This is a genomic window from Streptomyces sp. NPDC052721, from assembly GCF_040678315.1.
Classification (GTDB): domain Bacteria; phylum Actinomycetota; class Actinomycetes; order Streptomycetales; family Streptomycetaceae; genus Streptomyces.
In genome coordinates this window covers 1-19,639 of the sequence record NZ_JBFATL010000058.1, presented here as the reverse complement: position 1 = coordinate 19,639, position 19,639 = coordinate 1, and the positions used below count along the sequence as shown (strand labels likewise).

19 protein-coding genes and 1 pseudogene are annotated in these 19,639 nt (G+C 71.2%); 15 read left to right on the top strand and 5 right to left on the bottom strand.

Going from position 1 to position 19,639, the window contains the following annotated elements:
• Positions 1 to 5 precede the first annotated feature (5 nt).
• Positions 6 to 3,509, top strand: coding sequence for a serine/threonine-protein kinase (locus AB0L21_RS35870; RefSeq protein WP_365788360.1), 3,504 nt, complete (start codon positions 6 to 8; stop codon positions 3,507 to 3,509).
• 1 nt (position 3,510) lies between these two features.
• Complete coding sequence (locus tag AB0L21_RS35865) at positions 3,511 to 4,788, top strand: protein kinase (protein WP_365703736.1); 1,278 nt, start codon at positions 3,511 to 3,513, stop codon at positions 4,786 to 4,788.
• Here the strand turns inward: AB0L21_RS35865 and AB0L21_RS35860 are convergent.
• From AB0L21_RS35860 to AB0L21_RS35850, 3 genes are all read right to left on the bottom strand, one after another.
• Complete coding sequence (locus AB0L21_RS35860) at positions 4,742 to 5,086, bottom strand: helix-turn-helix domain-containing protein (protein WP_365788381.1); 345 nt, start codon at positions 5,084 to 5,086, stop codon at positions 4,742 to 4,744. The two genes, AB0L21_RS35865 and AB0L21_RS35860, sit on opposite strands and share 47 nt — an antisense overlap.
• Before the next feature lie 380 nt (positions 5,087 to 5,466).
• Positions 5,467 to 6,759: a ThuA domain-containing protein gene (locus AB0L21_RS35855; RefSeq protein WP_365788359.1), complete on the bottom strand. Its 1,293-nt coding sequence runs from the start codon at positions 6,757 to 6,759 to the stop codon at positions 5,467 to 5,469.
• A 246-nt stretch (positions 6,760 to 7,005) separates the two neighbouring features.
• Positions 7,006 to 7,656, bottom strand: a complete 651-nt coding sequence (locus tag AB0L21_RS35850) for a peroxiredoxin-like family protein (protein WP_365788358.1) — start codon at positions 7,654 to 7,656, stop codon at positions 7,006 to 7,008.
• A 135-nt stretch (positions 7,657 to 7,791) separates the two neighbouring features.
• Between AB0L21_RS35850 and AB0L21_RS35845 the strand changes: the two genes are divergently transcribed.
• The 8 genes and pseudogenes from AB0L21_RS35845 to AB0L21_RS35810 form a co-directional block, all read left to right on the top strand.
• The gene (locus AB0L21_RS35845; protein ID WP_365703730.1) at positions 7,792 to 8,391 is read left to right on the top strand and encodes a TetR/AcrR family transcriptional regulator; all 600 of its coding nucleotides are present in this window, start codon (positions 7,792 to 7,794) and stop codon (positions 8,389 to 8,391) included.
• Positions 8,392 to 8,615: 224 nt separating this feature from the next.
• A complete protein-coding gene (locus AB0L21_RS35840; protein ID WP_365788357.1) occupies positions 8,616 to 8,906 on the top strand; it encodes a DUF6355 family natural product biosynthesis protein in 291 nt (96 codons plus the stop codon).
• A 415-nt stretch (positions 8,907 to 9,321) separates the two neighbouring features.
• Positions 9,322 to 10,575 carry a helix-turn-helix domain-containing protein gene (locus tag AB0L21_RS35835; RefSeq protein WP_365788356.1) on the top strand — a complete coding sequence of 418 codons (1,254 nt, stop codon included), beginning with the start codon at positions 9,322 to 9,324 and terminating at the stop codon, positions 10,573 to 10,575.
• A 314-nt stretch (positions 10,576 to 10,889) separates the two neighbouring features.
• Complete coding sequence (locus AB0L21_RS35830; RefSeq protein WP_365788355.1) at positions 10,890 to 11,759, top strand: alpha/beta hydrolase; 870 nt, start codon at positions 10,890 to 10,892, stop codon at positions 11,757 to 11,759.
• A gap of 86 nt (positions 11,760 to 11,845) precedes the next feature.
• Entirely contained in the window at positions 11,846 to 12,658 is an 813-nt protein-coding gene (locus AB0L21_RS35825) for a helix-turn-helix domain-containing protein (protein ID WP_365788354.1), read from the top strand.
• A gap of 169 nt (positions 12,659 to 12,827) precedes the next feature.
• The gene (locus AB0L21_RS35820; protein ID WP_365788353.1) at positions 12,828 to 13,544 is read left to right on the top strand and encodes an alpha/beta hydrolase; all 717 of its coding nucleotides are present in this window, start codon (positions 12,828 to 12,830) and stop codon (positions 13,542 to 13,544) included.
• A gap of 66 nt (positions 13,545 to 13,610) precedes the next feature.
• Entirely contained in the window at positions 13,611 to 13,898 is a 288-nt protein-coding gene (locus tag AB0L21_RS35815; RefSeq protein ID WP_365703718.1) for a WhiB family transcriptional regulator, read from the top strand.
• Between the two features lie 30 nt (positions 13,899 to 13,928).
• Positions 13,929 to 14,285, top strand: a pseudogene (locus tag AB0L21_RS35810) (transposase); the annotation flags it as partial.
• On the opposite strand, the gene AB0L21_RS35805 reads toward AB0L21_RS35810, so the two are convergent.
• Together AB0L21_RS35805 and AB0L21_RS35800 are read right to left on the bottom strand one after the other, a co-directional pair.
• Positions 14,191 to 14,754, bottom strand: coding sequence for an N-acetyltransferase (locus tag AB0L21_RS35805; RefSeq protein ID WP_365788352.1), 564 nt, complete (start codon positions 14,752 to 14,754; stop codon positions 14,191 to 14,193). The pseudogene AB0L21_RS35810 and the gene AB0L21_RS35805 sit on opposite strands and share 95 nt — an antisense overlap.
• Before the next feature lie 62 nt (positions 14,755 to 14,816).
• Positions 14,817 to 15,788, bottom strand: coding sequence for a LysR family transcriptional regulator (locus AB0L21_RS35800; RefSeq protein ID WP_365788351.1), 972 nt, complete (start codon positions 15,786 to 15,788; stop codon positions 14,817 to 14,819).
• A gap of 51 nt (positions 15,789 to 15,839) precedes the next feature.
• On the opposite strand from AB0L21_RS35800, the gene AB0L21_RS35795 reads away from it, so the two are divergent.
• From AB0L21_RS35795 to AB0L21_RS35775, 5 genes are all read left to right on the top strand, one after another.
• Positions 15,840 to 17,057, top strand: a complete 1,218-nt coding sequence (locus tag AB0L21_RS35795) for an EamA family transporter (RefSeq protein WP_365788350.1) — start codon at positions 15,840 to 15,842, stop codon at positions 17,055 to 17,057.
• A 52-nt stretch (positions 17,058 to 17,109) separates the two neighbouring features.
• Positions 17,110 to 17,244, top strand: a complete 135-nt coding sequence (locus tag AB0L21_RS35790; RefSeq protein ID WP_365788349.1) for a hypothetical protein — start codon at positions 17,110 to 17,112, stop codon at positions 17,242 to 17,244.
• Entirely contained in the window at positions 17,235 to 17,963 is a 729-nt protein-coding gene (locus tag AB0L21_RS35785) for an MATE family efflux transporter (RefSeq protein ID WP_365788348.1), read from the top strand. The genes AB0L21_RS35790 and AB0L21_RS35785 overlap by 10 nt, the downstream gene beginning before the upstream one ends.
• Complete coding sequence (locus tag AB0L21_RS35780) at positions 17,957 to 18,610, top strand: MATE family efflux transporter (RefSeq protein ID WP_365788347.1); 654 nt, start codon at positions 17,957 to 17,959, stop codon at positions 18,608 to 18,610. The genes AB0L21_RS35785 and AB0L21_RS35780 overlap by 7 nt, the downstream gene beginning before the upstream one ends.
• A gap of 450 nt (positions 18,611 to 19,060) precedes the next feature.
• Positions 19,061 to 19,546: a DoxX family membrane protein gene (locus tag AB0L21_RS35775; protein ID WP_365703801.1), complete on the top strand. Its 486-nt coding sequence runs from the start codon at positions 19,061 to 19,063 to the stop codon at positions 19,544 to 19,546.
• Positions 19,547 to 19,639 lie beyond the last annotated feature (93 nt).

The window sequence follows — 19,639 nt, the reverse complement described above, 5'->3', positions numbered from 1 at the left end:
CGACGATGGCCCTCGGTACCTGGCGGCCCGGCGAGGTGGTCCTCGGTCTGTACGAGGTACTCGACGACGTGCGCGGCGGCGGCATGGGGGTGGTCCACCGCGTCCGGCACCGCGGCTGGAACGTGGACCTCGCGGTCAAGACGCCCCGCCCGGAGCTGGTCGCCTCCGAGGCGGGCCGGCGCCGGTTCGAGGCCGAAGCCGGCACCTGGGTGGGCCTGGGCCTGCACCCGCACACCGTCAACTGCGCGTACGTCCGCACGGTCGACGGTCTGCCCCGTGTGTTCGCCGAGTGGGTCGACGGCGGCAGCCTCGCCGAGGCGGTCACCGGCCGCAGCCTCTACGAGGGCGGCCCGCAGGCTGCCCTCGCGCGAGTGCTGGACGTCGCCGTCCAGACTGCGTGGGGCCTTCAACACGCCCACGACACCGGCCTGGTCCACCAGGACGTCAAGCCCGCCAACATCATGCTCGAACCCGACGGAACCGCCAAGGTCACCGACTTCGGGCTGGCCGGAGCCCGCCCGGCGGACACCGACGGGGCGCCCGCCGCCGCGTCCGCCGTCACCTTCGGAGGCATGACACCGGCCTACTGCTCCCCCGAGCAGGCGCTCGCCGCGGCCGGACACCGGGAGATCCGGCTGACCCCCGCGACAGACGTGTGGTCATGGGCGCTGACCGTGCTGGAGATGTTCACCGGCCGCCGTCCCACCCGGTACGGCCAAGCCGCCGCCGAGGTACTCGAAGCGCTGCTGGACGCCGGCCCGTCCGACCCCCGCGTGCCACCCATGCCGCCGGCGGTCGTGGGACTGCTGCGCCAGTGCTTCATGACCGACGCGACGGCTCGGCCGGCTCGGCTGGACGAAGCCGCCGGCGTCCTGTGCGACGTGTACGGCGACCTCACCGGCACACCGTTCCCGCGACGAGCTCCGGAGGCGGCGGCCCTGCTGGCGGACGGGCTCTCCAACCAGGCGCTGTCCCTGCTCGACCTCGGGCGCACCGAGGAGGCCGAGGCACGGTGGCGGGAGGCGATGACGGCGGAACCCCACCATCTGATCGCGACCTACAACTTCGGCCTGCACCGGTGGCGTACCGCGCAGAAGACCGATCTCGACCTCATCGCCGAGCTGGAATCCGCCCGTGAGACCGGTGGGGACGACGCTCTGGGCACGCGGCTGATCGGTTCGGTCCACCTTGAGCGCGACGACCGTGAGCGCGCAGCCGAACTGCTCCGCCCGGCAGCCCCGGGGGAAACGGATCCGGCCGAGACCGCGGGTGCGCTGGCGGAGTTGACACGCGATCCGGGCAGGCGCCCGGTGGTCCTCGCCGGCCACGAGGCCGGCGTGCGCGCCGTGGCGGTGACGGCCGACGGGGGCCTGGTGCTGTCCGGCGACCACCAAGGCAGCCTGCGGCTGTGGGACACGGCGAGCGGCCGCTGCGTGCGGGAGCTGACGTCCGAGGGTCCGGGCGTCGTGGCGACCGCCATGGACGCCGAGGGACACATCGGCCTGGTCGGCCGCGAGCAGGGCCCGCCGGAGGCGTGGGACCTCGCTCACGGTGAGCGGCTCCCCCTGCCGCAGGGCCCCGTCGCCCCGGGCGTCACGGCGGTCGCGCTCAGCGGTGACGGGTCGGTCGGCGCCACCGTTCACACGGACGGCGCCCTCTGGTTCTGGCACCTGCGCACGGGGGGACTCCTGGGGCCGGTCCGGAGCCAGGTGGAGCGGATGACCGTGCTGGAGCTCAGCGACGACGGCGCCGTCGCGCTGACGGCCGGCGACCTGCGGGACGACAAGATCCGCCTGTGGGACGTCACCACAGGCGTGTGCGGGGCAGTCCTCACCGAGACGCGGACCAATCCCCTCCACTCGGCCTGGGGCGGCTTCGTGAGAAGAGCCGCCGTGGCCCCGGGTGCGCGGTACGCCGTGCAGGTGTGGGGCGGGCCGATGGTGCTGTGGGACGTGCGGACGGGCCGGATCGCGGCCCAGGTGCCCCACACCCTGACCGATGTCACGGCGCTCGCCCTCACGCCCGACGGCTCCCAGGCCGTCGTCGGGGGCGACAGCCCGCTCCGGGTGGTGCAGACGGCGACCGGTCGCTGCCTGCGCACGCTCGACGACGGCGGAGCACGGTACGTGCACCAGCTGGCGGTGAGCGCCGACGGCCGCTACGCCGTACTGCCGCTGAGAGGCAGCGGGCAGATCAGGGTGCAACCCCTTCCGGTCCCGGGCTACCGTGCACCGTGGGCTTACGCCCGGCCCCGGGCCGCCGGTGAACTGTCCGATCACGCAGGGCGGTTCCGGGCGGCGATGCGCGAGGCCGAACGGCTCGCGGTCGAAGGCCGCCACGCGGAGTCGGCCGCGTGTCTGCGCACCGCGCGGGCGGTGCCCGGCCACGCACGGCATCCCGACCTGCTGCACGCGTGGAACGCGCTGGGCCGGCACGGACGCCGTACGGGACTGCTCGGTGCCTGGCAGACGTTCGACTTCACCGGGCGCGTCGCCCACCCTTCGGCATTGGCGTTCGTCGGGGACACGAGTCTGTTCCTCGCCGCGCTGCACGGGGACAGGTACCTGCTGTGCGACGCCGCCCATGCACGGCAGTACCGCGTGATCGCCTCAACGGCCACAGCCGGAACGGCCCTTCTGATGACCGGCGACGGCACCCGAGCCGTCGTCCACGGCCTGGGGGAGGCCGCCCTGCTCGACCTGCGGGACGACAGGACCGTCACGCTGCCGCACGACGGGATCGTGGCCGTGGCATTGGCCGGTGACAGCGCATGGCTGCTGACCGGCGACGACAGCGGACATCTGTGCCGCTGGGACATCGAGGACGTGGCGAGACGCCACGACCACGCGAAGCCCTCCTTCGGATTCCGCGCCCACCAGGCGCCGGTGGGTTCGGTCGCGATCAGCCCCGACGGCCGGTACGGGGCGTCGAACGCATGCGCCGGCGCCGAAGAGGACCGGGAGCGCCGCTACGACCAGGACGAACTCTGCGGGTGGGACCTGGCCTCGGGGAAGCGTCTGTGGCGGCACACCGGGCGCCCGGACCGAGCCGGCCTGCGTTTCACCCCGGACGGCCGGACCCTGCTGGAGTACGGCCACTCCAGCGTGCACTCCTACGACGCCGCGACCGGGCGCCGGATCCACACGGTGGACGGCCACTACGGCATCAACGCGCTGGTGACCTCCGCGGACGGCCGGCGCGCGGTGATCGCCGGATTCAACACCCTGGTCGTCCTCGACCCGGTCACGGGCCGCGTGCTCCAGGACATCCGCGACCCCGGCCTGATCTTCACCCTCACGCTCACCTCCGACGGCCGGTTCGCCCTGACCGGCCTCGCACACCAGGAGGTACACGTGTGGGACCTGGACCAGGGGCGGCGGCTGCGCGTCCTGGCAGGACACCAGGGCCAGGTCCACGGCCTGGCCCTCAGCGCCGACGGCCGCCGCCTGCTGGCAGCCGGGGTCGACTCGGTGCGCTGCTGGGAACTCGACTGGGACTACAGCTGGTGACATGCCGTCCTCCGTCACCGTGACCCCTCGCGGCGCGCCCGAGGCCGCGGCGTACGTCTTCACCCACCGCACCACCTGCCTGGTCGGCCGGGCGAGCGAGTGCCGGATCCGGCTGGCCCGCACCGAGACGAAAGCCTCCCGCCACCACTGCCTGCTCGACGTCAATCCGCCGCACCTGCGGGTGCGGGACCTCGGCAGCCGCAACGGCACCTACGTCAACGGCGAACGGCTGGCGCCAGGACCGGCCGGGCGGGACCTGGCCGACGGCGACGAGATCCGCGTCGGCGGCGCGGTACTGCGCGTCTCCGTCCAGGCGGAGGAGCCCTCGACCGAGCACGCTGACGCGAGGGACCCCGTCGACGCGACGCACACGCTGCTCGACGCGGCCGAGGCCGGAGAGCCGGAACTCACCGGCATCCGCGGCTACCGGCTGCTCCAGGAACTCGGCCGCGGCGGCCAGGGCGTCGTCCACCTCGCCCGGAACGAGGAGACCGGCGAACTCCTCGCCCTCAAGACCCTGTTGGCCCACCGCGCCGTCGACCCCTCCGCCCGCGACGGCTTCCTGCGCGAGTTCGCCTGTACGCGCGCCCTGCGCCACCCCCACGTCGTCGCCTTCCACGGCGGTGGCGTGCACGGCAGCACCTTCTACTTCACCTGCGAGTTCTGCCGTCTGGGCAGTGTCGCCGACCTCGTGGCCCGGGCCGGTGGCAGACTGCGCGTCGACCAGGCGGTGGGCGTGACCCTTCAGGCGCTCCGCGGACTGCACTACGCGCATGCGGCGGAGGTGCCGGTACGGCTTGCCGACGGGACCTCGGCGACGCACCGGGGACTGGTGCACCGTGACATCAAACCGCAGAACCTCCTGCTCACCGGGGCCAGGGACCACGCGACCGTCAAAGTCGCCGACTTCGGCCTGTCCAAGGCGTTCGACAGCGCCGGCCTGTCCGGCCACACCCTCACCGGTGCGATGGGCGGCAGCCTGGCCTTCATGCCGCGCGGCCAGGTCATCGACTTCAAGTACGCGCTGCCCGAGGTCGATCTGTGGGCTGTGACGGCCTGTCTGTACTGGATGCTCACCGGTTCACCCCCGCGCGACTTCCCGCCCGGTGCCGATCCCGTCGCCGTCGTCCTGCGCGAGCCGGCCGTGCCCGTGCGCGACCGGCTGCCCACGCTGCCACGCCGACTGGCCGCGGTCATCGACACCGCTCTCGTCGACGAGCCCCGTATCGCCCTCACCAGCGCGGCCGACTTGGCACACGCCATCCGTCAGGCGCTGTGAGCGAGTCATCAGGCACCCGTGACGCCGGTGTTCTGAACGCCGTCGGCGGCCGGCCGAGGAGCTTCTCGAAGACGGCCGTGTACGCGGCGGGGTTGTCGTAGCCCAGCGGGGTCGCGATCCGCGTGACCGGCATGCGCATGCCCGCGGCCAGGTGCCGCAAGGAGCGCGGGACGCAGGCACGTTGCCGGCACTGCCAGAAGCTCGGGCGGGTGCCCCGCTGGAACAGGCGGGCGAAGGGCCGCCGTGACGGCGGCGAGGCCGGCGCGTTCGCTGACGCTGAGGCATCCCATGCGCCGATCTACAGCGCGAGGCCGCGGAACGGCTCCGCGACGCCGCGTCCCGGCGCTCTGCGTGGCGCGGCTCCATGCCGACGGCCGCCGGGACCAGCGCCCGGCTGCCGTCCGCCGTGTCGACCCGCACCGCGTCCGCCGGCCCAGGGCGACTCGGTTACGCCGACCTCAGCGCGGGCGCCGCTCTGCTCGCCGGGTCACTGCCCGCCATCGCCGTGGCGAGGCATGTCACAGGCCGCGTCCCGGACCGCGTCCACTCCGATGCCGGCGACGGGAGCCTGACGCCGCGTCGTCGGCTGCCGCGCGGATGCCCTTGCCGCCCCGATGTGTGTCCGCGGGCTGGGTGGCGGACCTGGCATCGGGGCGGCGGCGCTGGGTGGCCAAGTGATCAGGGCTGGGGGGCCAGTTGGAAGCTCTGGGCGCCGGAGCCGTCACATGTCCGCTGGGTGAGCTGGACGCTGTCGGCGGCCGTGCCGGACGCGGTCAGGCACTTTCCGCTGTGCCGGGCGGTGAAGTGGTACCGCCCGGTGGCCTCCTTCACCGGCAGCCACTGCTGGTTGGTGCCGCCGCTGTAGGACCACAGCTGCAAGGGCGCGTTGTCGGCTGTGGAACGGTCGACGACGTCGATGACCTGCTGCGGGTTGCCGCGTGCGGCGATCCGTGTGTAGCCGCTGTCGGTGGACCGGAACTGGAACTGCTGTGCGGTGGTGGAGTTGCAGGTGTACTGCTGAATGACGGTCCCGTTGGCCGTGCCGGCGGCACGGGCGTCGGCACACGTCCCGTTCCCGGCGTTGCGCAGCGTGTACCAGGCGGTCTCGGAGATGCCGTCCGTGGGCGGCTGGGACGATGCCGCTCCGCCCAGCCACTTCAGCCCGTCCAGGATGAACTGGTTCTGCGTGGCGCTGGCGAAGGTGGACGACAGGGCCGTGTTGGTGTCGTAGTTCATCGCGTTGTGGCCGAAGTTCGCGTACAGCATCTTGTACTTGGTGTTCGTCCACAGGATCGGGTAGTAGCCGCTGTACCAGGTCTGGTCGGGGTCGGTGCCGAGCGGGAAGCTGCTGGGGTCGACGGAGGCGAGGATCTTGATGTCGGGATTCTGGCGCAGGTCGTTGGACCAGCTGTACCACTCGCTCACGGACGAGGTGAAGGTGGCGGGCAGGTTCCGCGTCGAGGGGTGCGTACGGTCCTCCACGCGTAGGACGGCCGTGGTCGGCCCCCAGGTGTTCGAGCGGAAGTTCCCGCTGCCCAGGAACTGGTTGTGGTACCACGGCCAGCTCTGCGCGTCGGTGGTGAAGGCCGAGACGTGGAAGCCCATCCAGGCGCCGCCATTGCGCATGTACTTCTCGAAGCCCGCTCGTTGGGCGGAGGACTGCGGCAGGTCGTCGAGGAAGAGGACCACCTGGTAGTTGTTGACACCTCCGTTCGCGAGGAGATCCCAGTTGTTGCTGGCGGTGTAGGTGAAGCCGTTCGCGGCTGCCTGCTGGGGAAACCACTGGTTGGCTTCGCGGACGAAGCTGATGTGTGCGGCATCCCATGTGCCGTTGTACAGCGCCAGGACGCGGAACGGCTCCGCGGCTGCCGCGGCGTGGGCGGGTGGCTGCGCTGTCAGGCTGACCAGCGCCGCGAGGAGAAAGGCCAGCCACATGGGGACGCGCGCCGCGCCGGATCTCACCTGTTGCATCCGATGCTCCCTTCTCGGCCGGGCCCGGGAAGGGCCGGGCATGAACGAAGGTGTTCATGTACGTGCATGCTGGTCGTATGCGTAGATGCTGTTGGCCGGTGAACCTAAAGGTCTGGACCAGACCCGTCAAGAGGTGACGGCAAGAAAGTCCCTTACTGGCCCGCGAGTTAAGCCCTTGTAAGCGGCAGCGCTTCTAGGCGCTGAAGCGGTGACCGGCCATTCGCGCCCCGTGGTCACCATCGGTCGTCAGTCCAGCGCGTCGAGGGCCGCGATGATGTCGGCCGGCTCGGCGCGGCTGGTGTAGTCGCTGTTCACGAAGGCCCAGCGGATGGTGCCCGCCCGGTCGATCACGTACGTCGCCGGCAGCGGCAGGGTGCGCGGGTGGCCGTCGTTGACGCGCTGGAGGTCGAAGCCGAGCCTGTCGTAGACGGCGGCGAGGTCGTCGGGGAGGTCAAAGGCGAGACCGTACTGCTTCGCGGTGTCGGAGCCGATGTCGCTGAGGACGTCGAAGGCGAGGCCGTGCTTCTCGGTGAGGCTGAGGGACTCGTCGGGGATCTGCGGGGAGACGGCGACGAGCCGGGCGCCCCGCGCGGTGATCTCGGCGTGGTGCTGCTGCAGGGCGCGGAGGGCGATGTTGCAGTACGGGCACCAGGCGCCGCGGTAGAAGGTCAGGACCACCGGGCCCGTGGCGAGCAGGTCGTCCAGGGCCACCGTCCGCCCGGTCGCGGAGGGCAGGCGGAAGCGTGGGGCCCGGTCGCCGACGGTGAGGGCGCGGTCGGCCTGCCCGGAGTCGGCCAGCTCCTGGCCGGCCCGCCGCATGACCTCCCGTATCTCGGCGGGGATCTGCTGCCGGCGGGCCTGGTAGAAGGCGCGTAGTTCGGTGTTGAGGCTGCTCATGATGTGTCCTTGCTCCCGGGAACGGCTTGATGCTGATGGCGGGCCGCAGGATGACGCGCGGTCACGTTTCTTGAAACGCTCGTTCCAAGATAGTGTCACTCCACGAAGCGTCACTTCAAGACGGCGGGGCGGCACATGGCGGACATCAAGCACTTCGACCCGGACACGGCCCTGGACACCGTGGTGCGGCTGTTCTGGAAGCAGGGCGCGGCCACGACCGGGATCCAGGACATCGTGACCGCGACCGGCCTCAACCGCTCCAGCCTGTACGCCACCTTCGGCGGCAAGCAGGAGCTGTTTCTCGCCGCACTCCGCCGCTATGTCGAGCGGCGTTCCCGGCCCATGTTCCGTCGGCTCGCGCAGGACGACCGTGGACTGCCCGCCGTGGTCGACTTCTTCGACGGCCTGATCGAGGCCCGGTGTTCGGGCGAGTACGCCCGCTGGGGCTGCATGGTCTCCAACGCGCACGCCGGCGCCGAGAACGGCGATCCCGGCGTCCGCGCCCTCCTCGACCAGCACCACCAGGAGCTGCGGGACGCGATGTACGCCGCGCTCGTCACGGCCGAGGCCCAGGGGCAGCTCGCCGCAGGGGCCGATCCGGCAGCAGCGGCCGACCTGCTGACCCTGCTCGCCTACGGCGTGAACCTGCGCTCCCGCGCGGGCGCCGACGCCCAGGCGCTGAAGAAGACGGTGACGGCGGCACTGGACCCGATCGGCCGGCGACCCGCGGCGTGAGGGCAGTTGTCGCTTCTTCTGTCGGCCTACGGCGGTTCCGGGCGTGCGTCCGGACGCGTGACCCGGATGGCCTACCGAGGAAATGATTCGGCGGGTGAAACCGGGAGGCAGCTGGAGCATCGGGCCGCCTGGATCCGTGAACATGGGCGCGTGCCCGACCGGGCGGCCCCGCCGCCCCGGCGGCACAGCTTCTTCCCTCCCGCACCCCCCACGAGGAGTTCGTCGTGCGTGTCCGTCGTCAGCTGACCAGTGCCCTCGGTTCCCTCGCCCTCGCGTTCGCCTTCCTGGGCGCCGGCACCGCCACCGCGACCCCCGCCGCCGCCGATCCCTGCGGCTTCTACGAGACCGGCTCCGACGCCTACTACAACCACTGCACCTCCGACGGCTCCCACGTGGTGATCAAGGTCGAGGTGGCCTTGGCACCCGACTACGAGCGGTGCGTGGCGCCGGGCAGGACCTGGCTGGGTTCCGCCGCCAAGATCCAGGGCGCCCACTACGTGGGCCGCACCTGCTGACCCCTGGCGCGTCACTCCCACCGCCGACCGGGGCCGCCCCGTTCGTTCCGGGCCGTCCCCGGTCCGCGTCGTCTCCGGGCGGCAGTGCGCGGTGGGTCGTCGACGCGCGCGTCCCGATGTTCTCCGAGTGCACCGGCATTGTGCTGTGAGTGCACTCTTGGGCGGGTGCCGGCGGACGTCTCACAGCAAGCACGGCAGCCCTTCTGTGCACTCGGGGACCAGGGGCGGTGCGCTGTGAGGAAATCGCCCGGCGTCTTCCCGCCTCAGCGTGCCGCCGACGCGTCCGTACCTCCGGCGTACCGCCTCGACCTGGCAGGTCCCGAGGCCTCCGGCAAGGCCGTCCGCATCCTGTTGAACATTTGAACCACCCCTTTCACGGCTTGTAGAAATGCCGAGTCGGAGGAAGGGAGACGCCATGGCCGAGCGGCGACTGCGAGTCCGGGTGGGCAGCGACGCGCTGCAGGAACTGATCGAGCGACTCGCGGAACGGCTGGAACGGTCCGTGGTCGTCGACGACCCCCTGGTACGGCTGATCTGCTCCAGCCAGCACTTCGGCGACGAGGACCCGGTCCGCATACGCAGCCTGCTGCGCGGCCGGGCCGACGACGTCGCCATTCGCTACGTCCTCGACCAGGGTGTGGCCGGCTGGCCGAAACCCGGCTTCATCGAGGGCCGCGACGATCTGGGGCTGCGCACCCGCTACTGCGTTCCGCTGCGCGAGCGCGGAGAACTGCTCGGCCTGCTGATGGTCGTCGCACCGGAGGGAACGCTCACCCGCGAGGAGACCGACACGGTCGCGGCGGCGGTGCCGGCGATCACCTCCCAGCTCCGCGCGGACCAACTCGCCGCCAGCGCCAGCGAGTTGGATCTCCACGAGACACTGCACTCCCTCCTCGGCACCGGTGAGGCGGCCCGCGCCGCGGCCCGTCGGCAGATCCTGGACGGAGGTGTTCTGCCCGACGCCCCGCACGCGGTGGTGAGCGTCGTCCAGGTCTCCCGCTCGGTGGAGCCGCCGGGGCAGGTGGAGATCGCGCTGCGCGCGTCCCTGGAGGGGTTCGTGCGCACCCGCTCGGCGGACGGCGTCATGGCCGCCACCCCGGACGGCGCGGTCCTTCTCCAGGTCTCGGCCCGGCCGTTGAGCGCACAGGAACTGGCGGACCAGGCCACAGCAGTCCGGGAGGCCCTCACCACCTATCTCGACGCCTCGGCCGCCCCCGTACTCGGTATCGGCGGCACCCACGACGGTCTGGCCGACGCCTGGACCTCGCACGCCCAGGCCCAGGTCGCGGCCCGCGCCGCACGCCGCCTGCCCCACCTCAAGGGCGTCGGCGCGTGGGAATCGCTGGGCGAACTCGCCGTACTCCTCCAGGTACCCGAGCACGCCCTGACCCCGTCACTGCTGCCCACGCCGCTGCGCCTGCTGCTGGACAGCCCCGGCGGCCAGCGCCTGGAGGAGACGCTGCGGTGCTTCCTCGAACACGCCGGGTCCATCCCGCGCACGGCCGAAGCCCTGCAGATCCACCGCACCTCGCTCTACTACCGGCTGCGCCAGATCCAGGAGATCACCGGCCTCGACCTCGACAGCGGCGGTGACCGGCTGGTTCTGCACCTGGGCCTGCGCACCCTTGAGCTGCTGCAGGCGGAGACCGACGTCCAGCCCGCCGTATGACGGGGCTGCCTCCCCGTGCACGAGAGCGCGGGACGGCACCGGTGCCGGGCGGAACCGGGCCCGCCCTACAGAGTGACGAAATGCGCGCCGGCCGATTACTACGCGGCGCCGGGGTGCGGTACCAGCCCCCTACAGAATGACGAAGATTTCGCCGGTCGATCACTACGGAGCGCGGTGGTGCGCGAGGTGTCGGGTGGCACAGAATTTCCGTATGCGGGGCCGTCCTGAGGCCGGCCCCGTGAAACAAAGCCGTAACCCGGAGCCGCGGAGCACGTCGTGGCGGCGGAGTGCGAGGAGGAGCTGACGTGGGGGCCGTGGACCAGCTGACGACCAGCGACGGAGTACGCCTGGCGTACCAGGACACCGGGGGAGAGGGATTCCCTCTGGTCATGCTGCACGGCTGGGGACAGACGCAGGAGATGTTCCGTCACCAGGTGCGGGGACTTTCCCCCGAGCGCCGCGTCATCACCCTGGATTTCCGGGGACACGGGGTGTCCGACAAGCCGTACCACGGTTATCGCATCGCTCGTTTCGCGGCCGATGTGCTGGACCTCGCCGACCACTTGGGTCTGGACCGGTTCGACGCCCTGGGCTGGTCGATGGGGGCCTCGGTGTGGTGGAGCTTTGTCGACCAGTACGGCACCGGTCGTATCCGGCGATTCGTCGCCGTGGACCAGCCCGCGGCCGTCGCCGCGGTGCCGTGGATGTCGGTCGAGGAGCAACAGCGGTCGGGTGCCATCTTCGATGTGGCCGGTCTGGTCGCGCTCGGCGCGGAGCTTGCCGGTCCGGGCGGTGAACAGGCGCGATACGAGTTCGTCCGCGGCATGTTCTCCGGCGACCCCGACCCCGGGATTCTCTCCTTCGTGGCCGAGCAGATCAGAGCCACCCCGGCGCACGCGGGGGTGCCGCTGCTCTTCGACCACTGTGCCCAGGACTGGCGGGACGTGCTGCCCCGCATCGATGTGCCGACGCTGGTCATCGGATGCGACGGCAGTCATGTCCACCCGCGGTCACAGCAGTTCGTCGCCCAGCGGATCCCGGGCGCGCGGCTCCATGTCTTCCCGACCACGGTGGCCAACTCGCATTTTCCCTTCCTGGAGAATCCGCCGGCCTTCAACGACGTCGTCGGCGCATTCCTCTCCGAGCAGCCGGATCCAGTGGATCACACCGACGTGAACGCCTGAATCCGGCTTCCGGCTTCCTCTTTGAAGAACTGAACATGAAAAGAAACCGACGGGAGCCCGATGTGACCCGGTCGATCACCCCTGCCATGCCCGAAACCCCCGAACACGAGCCGTCCGGTACGGCCCCGGGAGATGATTCAGGCCCTTTCATCAACCTGCCCTGGCCGACCGCCGGCGACGACGACCACCTGTATCTGGCCGTCAACGTCTCCGACGAACCGGTGCTTTTCCCGCACGATTCCCTTCTGCGGTTGGAGCCCGGTGACATCGTCATCGGCGCCGCCTTTTGCCCCGACCTCCTTTCCCGTGGCGAGAACCTGGCCCTCTTCCGTATTCCCTTGTGCCTGCTGGACGCGTCGGCGGCCGACCTGTACGAGGTCTCGCACACCCACCTCAGCGGGCGGAGCGGCCTGACGTCGCTGGTCTCGCAGTTCCTGACCGCACTCGCCAGAACGCCGCTCCACCAGCGCCTGACCGGCGGCCGGCGCCTCGCCCTGAACACGGCCGACCTCGTGGCCCTCCTCGTCGGGGACGTCCTCCAGACGCGCGGACGGCGCTCCGCCCCCGGGGCCCACGAGATGCTGACGCGGATCCAGCAGCACATCCAGGACAACCTCATGGACCCGGACCTCGCGCCCGAGTCCATCGCCCGGGCACACCACATCTCGGTGCGCTACCTGCACAAGCTCTTCCAGTCCGGCGGCACCACCGTGAGCGCCTGGATACGGCAGCGCAGACTCGACGCCTGCCGCGCCGAACTGCGCGCACGGCGCCGCACCGTGGCCGCCGTGGCCCACAGCTGGGGCTTCGCCAGCCCCTCCCACTTCAGCCGCCTCTTCCGGCAGACCTACGGCATCACCCCCAAGGAGTGGCAGGCCACCGCGGCCTCCGACGCCTGAGCCGCCCACCTGCCACCGCCAGACGCCCCCGGCCGGACTCTCCCGCCGCCGAAGCCCCGAATCCCACCACTGCCCATGAGGCCACCCATGCGAAGCCGTCGAGGCCGCCGGGCACACCAGCGCCCGCCCCCCTCGCCGACACACCCGTGAACCGGGAAGGAACCCCGCCATGCCCCCCACCCCCACCGTCGTCCTGGTCCACGGAGCGTTCGCCGACACGGCGATCTGGTTCGGCGTCGTCGCCGAGCTGCACAGCCACGGCATCCCGGTCGTCGCTCCGCCGAATCCGCTGCGCGGCCTCGCCGCCGACGCCGCGCACATCGCGTCGGTGGCCGCTCAGATCGACGGCCCTGTCGTTCTGGTCGGGCATTCCTACGGCGGCGCAGTGATCACCGTGGCGGGCACCGCCGACAACGTCGTCGCGTTGGTGTACGTCGCCGCCTATGTGCTGGAGGAGGGGGAGAGCCTCGGCGAACTGCAGGGACGTTTCCCGGCCACCGAACCGGCGGGCGGCCTCCAGCGGTGGAGCTACCCCGTCCCCGGTGGCGGTGAGGGCGTCGAGGTCACCCTCGGCGTGGAGGCGTTCGCCACGGTGTTCGCCGCCGATGTCTCCGCCCCGGTCGCCGAGGTGCTCGCTTCCTGTCAACCAGCGCTGGCCCTGGCGGCCTTCGAGGAGAAGGCCACTGCCGCCGCGTGGCGGACCAAGCCCTCGTGGGCCCTGGTGGCCGGCGCGGACCGGGTGATCGCTCCGGATGTGGAGCGCTTCGGTGCCGCGCGGGCCGGGGCACGGGTGGTCGAGATCGACGGCGCCTCGCACGCCGTCACTCTCTCGCAGCCCACGGCTGTGACCCGGCTCATCCGCGACGCCGTCCACGCGGTGAGCTGACCCCGCACGCATCCGCCCACACGACCCCCCCCGCATGAGACCGCAGCCGAAAGGAAGGACCAGCCGATGACGACGCAGCTCAAGCCGCTTCTGCGGACGTGGGAATGGCAGGCCGAGGCCGCCTGCCGGGGCATGGACAGCTCGGTGTTCTTCTCACCGCCCGGTGAGCGGGGTTCCGCGCGGCGCCGGCGCGAGCAGAGAGCACGGGAGATCTGCCGGTACTGCCCGGTGCGCGTTCCGTGCGCCGGCTTCGCCGCGGCGTCCGACCAGCGGTACGGCGTGTGGGGCGGCCGCACGGAAGCCGAACGCCGCGCCGCCTCCGGGACCCCGGACGCCCCGAACCCCGGAACCTGAAGCGCCGGTGCCGGCGCCGAGCCGGCCTGCCGCCCGCCGCCTGCGCGGCTGTGACCGCAGGGCGGCGGGGTCGCGGACATCGATGACGAGGCGGTGTCCGCCGCGATCATCTATCTGCTGGTCAGCGGCTGCGCTTGGCGGGCCCTGCCACCGTGCTTCGGCGCGTCGGAGTCGACCGTCCATAACCCGGCCGAGGCCGTCGCCGCGTGCGGTGCGGGCGAGATCCGGGCTGTGAAAGTGAAAGATCGCGAAGCGCCGGCAGGTTGCCGCCGGGCTTCGTGCGTGGCACTGGTCAGCCTTGCCGGCGGAAGTCCAGCATGTAGAAGACCTTGTCGTAGCGGCGTTCGCCGACGGCGACGAAGTCGGGCAGACGGCCGTATTCGGTGAAGCCCAGCGACCGGTAAAGGTACAGGGCGTTGATGTTGTCGCCGCGGGCGTCCAGGGTAAGGACCTCGATACCCGCCTCCCGGGCGTCAGCGATCAAGGCCGTGGCCAGTGCCCGTCCGACACCACGACCATGAACAGCCGCATCCACCGCGATCTTCTCCAGATCGGCATGTGGCCGATGAGTCGGTCGGGCGTAGCGCAGCCAGTAGCCCCACCCGACCAGCTGACCGTCGAGATAAGCGGCACGCAGGGCCGCATCTCCGGCCCGCACCGCGGAGACGACCTGGCCGAGAAGGTCCCCCACCTCATCCCGCGAGGGTGGTTCGACCCAGCCCAGCGCGGCACCTCCACTGACCAGATCCGCCATGATCTGGTGGGCCGATGCCGCAAACCGAACCTCCAACTCTGGATCGTCAGTCAGCTCCGAGGCGTCAAGGACGGCGAGTTCAGTGGTCACACCCCTGGTCATGATCGACAGCATAGCCAGCCCAGGGCCCAGCCGAGCCCCCCGCTCCAGCCTCAAGTGCCGGGTCAGTACTGAGTAACTGGTCCAGCAGAAGGCTTAGTTGCCGCACCCGCTGACGTGACACCCATTCCGGCAGCAGCGACGCACAAGGCGTCCAGCACGTAGCTGATCTCGGGCCGTCGGCCCGTTCCCAGGTGGTGGACAGCCTGGACGCGGCGATGGACCGAGGGCGTCAGCGGGTGAACGCTGAGGTCCGAGGAGGGGGACGGCAGGGCCAGCCAGGGGATGAGGGCGACGCCCGCACGCCGCGCCACCAGAGCGGTCAGTACGGAGAAGTCGTTCGCCACGGCAACCGCCTGGGGGACGAAGCCGGCCGCCCCGCAGATGCGTTGCGTCATCTCGTGACAGGCGGTCTCGGGCCCCGGCAGCAACCACCGGTCTTCGGCGAGGAGTCTTGGATCGACGGGCGCTCCCGCATCCAGGCCGTGGCGGGCCGCGTCCGCTGCGTGCAGGAGAAGGTGAACGGGCTCTTCGAACAAAGGGCGTTGTTCACAGCCCGGCGGCAGTGGACGGGGCAACAGGCTGTACGTGTGGGTGACGGCGATGTCGACCTCGTGCCGGCGCAGGGCCTTCTCGGCAGCATGCGGTTCGTGCTCGACGAGGTGGACAAGGGGCGCGTCGTAGGCCGAAGCCAGGTGCGGATCGGGCCAGAGCCGGGGGAGGAGGACGCGCGCCGCAGTGGAGAAAGCCGCGATACGCACCTTGGTGCGCTCACCTCGCCGCAGGGCGGCGAGGTCGGACTCGGCCGCAGCGAGGTTGCCCAGGACGACATGCGCGTGGTCGAGGAGTCGCCGCCCCGCGGTGGTGAGCTCAAGTCTGCGGCCGCGCTTGACCAGCAGCTGGACACCGGCCTCCTTTTCCAAAACCGCCAACTGCTGTGACACAGCTGGACCCGTGAGGTGCAAAGCGTTCGCGGCGCCCGCGACGGTGCCGTGTGCGGCGAACTCGGCGAGCAGCCGGAGGCGGCGTACATCCAACAAGAAGGCTACCTACCGCTTCAGGAAAGAAACCATAACTGGACCTTCTGAATGTTAGGCGGCAGAGTCGGCTGGGTGCAGCTCAATCGAACCTTGTCCGCCCTCGCCGCGACTGTGGGGTTGTGGGCCAGCGCCTTCCCCGCCATACGGGTTGCCCTGGAGGGCTATGGGCCGACTCAGCTCTCCTTGCTGCGTCTGGTGGTGGCCTCCGCCGCGCTCGCAGCCCTGCTTCCCTGGGTGAAAGTGCGCCCTCCCGCCCGTCGGGACCTCCCTCGGATACTCGCAGTGGGCGCGTCTGGAATGAGTGCCTATCAGTTGCTGCTCAATTGGGGCGAGTTGCACGTGCCGGCTGGTACCGCGGCGCTGATCGTCGCGGCCGTGCCCGCGATCAGCGCACTGCTGGCCGCGGTCCTTCTCGGCGAGCGGCTGACCCCGGCCGGGATCGTCGGCTCACTCGTCGCGCTCGCCGGAACGGCCGTCATCGCGACAAGCACCGGTGAGGCCAGTTACACGGCAGCGGCCTGGACGGTGCTCGCGGCCGCGGTGGCCCAGGCCGTGTACCACTTCGCCATCAAGCCTCTGCTGCGCCGCTACAGTGGCTTGGAGGTCACCCTCTACGCGATGTGGGTAGGCACGGCGCTGCTGCTCCCGCTGGCTCCCTCCACCGTACATGCCCTCCTCGAGGCGCCGGCCGACGCCACCCTGGCCGCTGTCTACCTCGGCCTTCTGCCGTCGGCCGCCGGATTCGTCGTCTGGGGCTATGCCGTGGCGCGGCTCACCGTCACCGCTGCCACGGCGGCGCTGTACCTCGTGCCGGTGACCGCTTTGATCGTGGCCTATGTGTGGCTCGGTGAAGAGCCGGAGACCGCTCAGCTCTTCGGCGGCCTGATCACCCTGATCGGCGTCGCGTTCCTCGAGCAACCCCGCAGCGCGATCCGTTCCCGCCTCGGGAGGCCAGGGGTCAAGGGCGTGGGTGAGCTAGCGGCCGAGGAGACACTGGGGCCGGCGCCTGCGGGGGGCGCGAAAGATTCGCCGCGGGGCTTGTGCGTGCCGTGCGCAGCGACTGACCACCTGGACGACCAGGGTTCCACCCAGGCACACTCCGCCGTGTCGGCCGACGGAGGGCGGCAGTACCGCAGCGGGTACCGGACGCGACTGCTGCCCTGGGGGGACGTGGCGTTCCTCGGCCGCCGCGGCCGGCAGGCCAAAATCCGCAGGCACCGGGGCGAGCCGCGCGAGAACCGAAAACGATCCGCTGGGAGGTCGTGAACCGGTGTCCCCATGGACCGGCCCGACCTCGGCAGGCACCACGCTGCTTTCCGTGAGGCACGGCAAGCTGCACGTCGAGAGTTCCCGGGGCGCCCGGCTCGCGCTGCTCGAAGAGCGAGAGGTGACCGCCGGGCCAGGACGTGCGGCCGGGCCGGGGACCGTACGGCAGGGGGCGGCATGGGCGTGACCCAGGAGACCGCCTCGCGCCCCCGCGCTGCCGCCCGGGAGTTGGTCCGGCGTACCGCCACTGCGGCCCTGCCTCTCTACCTGACCATGATCGCTTCCTCCGCGGGCGGCCTGGTGGACACGGCCGTACTCGGTCGGCACGCCACCGCGTCCCTGGCCGCATTCGCCCTCACCATGGCCGTGTACACCCCGGTCACCGCGACCGTCGCCGGCGCCATGCGCGGGGTGATGCCCTTCGTGGCCGCCCACGACGACGATCCCGACGGCCTCCTGCCGGTGGTGCGCGACGGCATGTGGCTCGGCATCGTCACCGGGCTGCTGGGCGCGGCGATCGTCTGCGCCGTACCGCTGATCGGCCTAGTCTTCGGCGTCCCGCAGGCCACGCTGTCGGCGCTCGGCGAGTTCCCCCTTCTGCTGGCGGCGAGTGCCCTGGTGGCAGCCGTCGGCAACTCCGCCACGTCCACGCTTGTCGGCCTCGGCCGTTCCCGGCTGGTGATGCGGGCCGGCATGACCGGAACCGCGGCAGCCGTGCTGCTGTCCGTGACCCTGGTCAACGGCGTCGGCCCGCTCCCCGGGCTGGGGCTGCCGGGCGCGGGAGTCGCCATGCTCGTCTCCAGCCTGATCAGCGCGGTGGTCGCGCGCACCGGGGGTTGCGCCGGTCCACCGTCCTGGCCGGCCGACGGCTCGCCCTCAGCCGCCCGAGCGCCCGCGCAGTGCTGAAGCTGGCCGGTGTCGGCGTACCGCTCGCCGCTACCGTACTGATCAAGTTCGCCGTCCTCGGTGTGCTGTCCGTGGCTGCGGCGCGGGTGGGCACCGTGAGCGCCGCCGCCCACAGCATCGCCGTGTCCCTGGTCAACCTCATGTTCACGGCGGCCGTCGCCATCGGCCAGGCGACCATCCCCCTGATGGCGCCCTACCTGAAGGCAGGAGACGTACGCGGCCTGCGCGCCGGAATGCGCGCCGCGGTCGTCGCAGCCCTCTGTGCGGTGCTCCTGCTCGGATGCGTCGTAACGGTGCTGCGCGGACCGGTGCTCTCCCTCTTCACGCGTGATCCCGTGGCCCGGCATCAGGTACTGCCGCTGCTGCCCCTGCTGCTCTTGGTGACGGTCACAGACGCGTTGCAGGCGGTGTTCGGCTTCGGGCTCATCGCGATCAGGAACACCGTGCCCAGCCTGGCCGTCTTCGCCGTCTGCTACGGCCTGCTGGCCCTGGCCGCCGTCCCTGTCTCGACCCTCGGCGGCCTGACCGCCCTGTGGCTCGCCCTGGCCTGCGCGAACGTTCTGCTGGTCCTCGGACAGGGGGCCTTTTTCTACCAGCGCAGCGGCAGTCTCCAGGCTGAAGAAGAGGCCACGCTCGGCCGGGCTTGACCCGCCACGAGCGCCACGACCTCTTCAGACGTCGGCGGTAGCCGTTCGACCGGTGGCGTCGACCGCGCTGTGATCACCACCGGGCACGAGACGGCACGAGGAGTCCTGCTCGGAGGCCGGGCGCGCCGTCGTACGGGCACACCCCGCACTCTCAACCCACCGGAACGTCTCGCCGTACCCACCCCAGCGCCGGGCCTCCCGGATGCACAACGCGGCCCGCACCACAAGGATCGCTTGTGAGGCGTGCGTGCGCTGTGATGCCGTGCGGCGCGCGCACCCACCCGTCATCGGTTGCTCGGCAGCGGACCGAGCTGGGGGAAACGCCCGTTTCGGCGCTCCAACCGGATCATTGTCATGTTGATCAAACGCATCCTGAACCGTTCTCCTCGTTCCACGCGATCGGCAGCGCACTCCACCGCCACGGCGCCCACCGCGGCAGCCGCCGGGCCGATGGTGACCGCAGCCGACTGTGGCCTGCTCCTCCTCCGGCTGGCCTTTGGCCTGTTCATGGCCGCTCACGGCGCTCAGAAAGTCTTCGGCCTCTTCGGAGGTGGTGGTCTGACCGCGACCGGCAAGGCCTTCGAGGCTCTGGGCTATCGCCCGGGAAAGCTGTTCGCGGTGATCGGGGGCTTGTCGGAGCTGCTCGGCGGTCTCGGTCTGGCCCTGGGGCTGCTGACGCCGCTCGCGGCTGCCGCCCTGATCGGCGTCATGATCAACGCGATGGTGACGGTCACCGCCGCCCACGGCCCATGGGACACGGACGGAGGTGTGGAGTACAACGTGGCGATCGCTGTCGCCGCCCTGGCCGTCGCTGCCATCGGCCCCGGCCGGCTGGCCGCTGACCGCTTCTTCCGCTGGGGCAGGGGCGGCTGGGCGGAGGCCGCCGTCGCCCTGGGCCTGGGTGGTGTGGGCGCTGCGATCTCACTCAGCGTCTAGGCCCTGTCGTCAAACTCCCGTCTGCCGCGCGACGGCATGCACGCACTCTCGCCGCACCGGGCCCCGACCCAAGTACATCCAGTACGAGGGCCC